This window comes from uncultured Corynebacterium sp., assembly GCF_902489365.1.
Lineage (GTDB): Bacteria > Actinomycetota > Actinomycetes > Mycobacteriales > Mycobacteriaceae > Corynebacterium.
In genome coordinates, this window is sequence record NZ_CABTZR010000168.1 from 1 (window position 1) to 1,703 (window position 1,703).

Below are 1,703 nucleotides of genomic sequence, written 5' to 3' on the forward strand. Positions count from 1 at the left end.
GCGGGGGACTCAAAGAGCACGGCCTGGGCGATGTTGTCCACCGCCGGGTGGGCCGCATCAGGCATAGAGATGAGCTGCTTGGTCAAGCGCACGGCCAGCGGGTCCTGCTGAGCAATCCGAGAGGCGAGGGCGAGGGCCCCGTCGACAAGCGCGTCCGGCTCGTGCAGCTCACTGACCAGGTGGTTGGCCAGGGCTTCTTCGCCGTTGAGGATGCGTCCGGCCAGCAGAATCTCTTTCGCCAGCGGGGTGCCCACGCACTCCTTGAGGCGCCAGGTTGCACCCGCGGCGGCAGCGATACCCAGGCCGGCTTCAGGCTGGCCAAACTTGGCAAAAGGAGTGGACACGCGGAAGTCAGCGGCTAGGGCCAGCTCCAATCCGCCGCCGAGGGCGTAGCCATCCACCGCCGCGATGACGGGGGCGGGCAGTGAGGCGATGCGGTGGAAGATTCCTGAGTTGATGCCGCGGAGGGCGTCCTCGCGACGGCGCTCCCGAAGCTGCGCGATGTCCGCCCCGGAGGCGAAGATCCCGCGGGAACCCTTCGGGGTATCCACCGTGCAGCCGGTGATGATGAGGATGCGGGGATCGGACTCGAGCTGCGCGCAGAGCTCGTGGAACTCCGTCACCATTTGCTCATCGATGGCGTTGCGGACGGCGGGGCGGTTGAGCTTGGCGACGACAATCTCGTCGTTCTCGCCGCGCGTCGAAATCTCAATAGCAGTCGTCATTTAGACCCTCTCAATCGCAATCGCGGTGCCTTGGCCTACGCCTACGCACATGGTGGCGATGCCGCGACTCAGCCCGTCTGTTTCCAGGCGGTTGAGCAGGGTCAAGGTGATGCGGGAGCCAGAGGAACCCAGCGGGTGGCCCAGCGCAATGGCGCCACCCCAGGCGTTGACCTTGTCCTCATCCAAGCCCAGCTCGCGGATGCAAGCCAGCGACTGGGTGGCGAAAGCCTCGTTGAGCTCGACGGCATCCACGCTGTCCAGCTCCCAGCCGGCGCGCTCGAGCACGTCGCGGGTAGCAGGGATGGGGCCGGTGCCCATGATCTCCGGGCGCACACCGCGCGCGGAGTTGGCCACCACGCGGGCGCGGGCGGTCAGGTTGTGCTTCTTGAGGGCCTCGTCGGAGGCGACGATGACGCAGGAGGCGCCGTCGTTCAGCGAGGAGGCGTTGCCCGCGGTGGTGACGTCTCCCAGGGAGGTCACCGGGCGCAGCTTGGCCAAGACCTCCATCGTGGTGCCCGGGCGGGGGCCTTCGTCGGTGTCGACGACGGTGACGTTGCCCTTGCGGTCGGTGACCTCGACGGGCACGATCTCCCGGGCGAATTTGCCGGCCTCGATAGCAGCGAGCGCGCGCTCCTGGGAACGCACGGCGAAGGCATCGGCGTCCTCGCGGCTAATACCAAAGACGTTGGCCACCTCCTCGGCGGTCTCCGGCATGGAGTAGGTCATCTTCTCCTGCTCCGCGAACTTCGGGTTGGCAAAGCGCCAGCCAATAGAGGTATCAAAAACCTGGCCTGGCTTGGCAAAAGCCTTGTTCGGCTTCTCCATGACCCAGGGTGCGCGGGACATGGATTCGACGCCGCCGGCGACGACGATATCCGCCTGGCCGGATTCCACGAGGGCGGTAGCCAGAGCAATCGAGGACATACCCGAAGCACACAGGCGGTTGACCGTAATGCCTGGAACGGTGTCCGGGAACCC

2 protein-coding genes are annotated in these 1,703 nt (G+C 66.4%); both read right to left on the reverse strand.

Features of this window, described 5'->3' with window-relative positions; translation table 11 throughout:
* On the reverse strand, positions 1-725 hold a 725-nt coding region (locus RDN59_RS12230), incomplete at its 3' end, for an enoyl-CoA hydratase/isomerase family protein (protein WP_308608073.1).
* A partial coding sequence (locus RDN59_RS12235; RefSeq protein WP_308608074.1) for an acetyl-CoA C-acyltransferase occupies positions 726-1,703 on the reverse strand: 978 nt, incomplete at its 5' end.